Annotated in this window: 3 protein-coding genes; all 3 read left to right on the top strand. The window is 49.2% G+C overall.

Annotated features, from left to right (window positions below; translation table 11 throughout):
- Window positions 1-203 precede the first annotated feature (203 nt).
- Window positions 204-482: a hypothetical protein gene (locus AAAU26_RS00410; RefSeq protein ID WP_227619315.1), complete on the top strand. Its 279-nt coding sequence runs from the start codon at window positions 204-206 to the stop codon at window positions 480-482.
- An 8-nt stretch (window positions 483-490) separates the two neighbouring features.
- The gene (locus AAAU26_RS00405; RefSeq protein WP_158394925.1) at window positions 491-748 is read left to right on the top strand and encodes a hypothetical protein; all 258 of its coding nucleotides are present in this window, start codon (window positions 491-493) and stop codon (window positions 746-748) included.
- Window positions 749-795: 47 nt separating this feature from the next.
- On the top strand, window positions 796-1,310 hold a 515-nt coding region (locus AAAU26_RS00400), incomplete at its 3' end, for a relaxase/mobilization nuclease domain-containing protein (protein WP_349180861.1).

Raw genomic sequence — 1,310 nt, 5'->3', positions numbered from 1 at the left:
AGGTCTACGCCGCCGACATGGAAGATCTGCGGCAGCGTCTGGATGAACTGATTGACATTGGCAAGCAAATTCTTTCCAAGCTGGCAGAGCTATAAAAATTCCCGCAGTTGGAGGACTGCGGGTGTACATATAATGCTTGACATCCTTGCAACGTAGTAGTCGATACCTTTATAATAAGGGCGAACAGAAAGGAAGTGCTTGATATGATGTCTATGCTGAAGAAAACTGTTCTTTTCCCGATTTCTCTCTTTGTGGCGTTTCTAGCTCTGATGGCAAAGTGGCTGCTAACCCTGTCCAGCTATGTAGTTGCTCCGCTGATGCTCTACATCTTCGGCTGCGGCATCTACACTGTTTACCGTCAGACTTGGAATCAGTTCTTTATCCTGCTGGTAGCCGAGTTCATCTGCTTCATCCTCTTTTTCGGTGCAACTGCCATCACCGAGGGCATCGGGCGTTTCAGTGAGTGGCTTGCAGAACTGTGAGGGATGCTATGAGCAAACAGAGGATAGAGGATTGTTATTTTGAACACAACAGCACGATTTTTTCTGAGATGCTGGGTGAGGATGAAGAGTATCTGCGACTGAAAAAAGCCAAACGAGCAGCTGAGGAAGCCTTGCAGAGCGTTATCAGCAAAGAAGCGTGGAATCAATATCTCGCCTTAGATGAAATCTGCAATGAGTTGGAATGCGCCAGATACAAGGCAATGTATCTGGCGGGTGCTGCCGATTACGAAAAATTATCCAAATGATCTCAATGCCGCCTCCGGGCGGCATTTTTTCTTTGCAATAGGGGGTGATGATGCTGGCAGCAACACGGCTGATTGCGCTGCACAAAAACAAGGGCATGACCGTTGCGGCCTGCCTGAAAAATCGCACGGACTATATTGAAAACCCGGACAAGACCGAGCAGGGGCAGTATGTCAGCAGCTATGCTTGCAGCGCCCTGACAGCAGATGAAGAATTTATGCTTACCAAGCGGCAGTATGATCTCGTAAACGGACGCAGGCAGAAGAGTGATGTAATCGCTTATCAGATACGGCAGTCCTTCCGTCCGGGGGAAATCACCGCAGAGGAGGCTAACAAAGTAGGCTACGAACTGGCCATGCGTTTTACCAAGGGCAAGCACACCTTTGTGGTGGCAACGCACACAGACCGGCAGCACATCCACAACCATGTGATCTTCAACTCTACGGCACTGGATGGCACCAAAAAGTTCCGGGATTTTTTCTTTTCAGCGTTGGCAGTGCAGCGGTTGAGTGACCTGATTTGCTTAGAGCACCAGTTGTCCGTCATTGAAAAGAAGCCCTACCG

This window comes from Faecalibacterium longum, from assembly GCF_040094125.1.
GTDB lineage: Bacteria > Bacillota > Clostridia > Oscillospirales > Ruminococcaceae > Faecalibacterium > Faecalibacterium longum.
Note: the sequence above shows the minus strand (reverse complement) of the source record. Positions and strands in the feature narration are given on the sequence as shown.

Bases quoted from the DNA above. Each gene is read 5' to 3' on its own strand.
- AAAU26_RS00410 (WP_227619315.1), top strand. From the start codon at position 204: ATGATGTCTATGCTGAAGAAAACTGTTCTTTTCCCGATTTCTCTCTTT.
- AAAU26_RS00405 (WP_158394925.1), top strand. From the start codon at position 491: ATGAGCAAACAGAGGATAGAGGATTGTTATTTTGAACACAACAGCACG.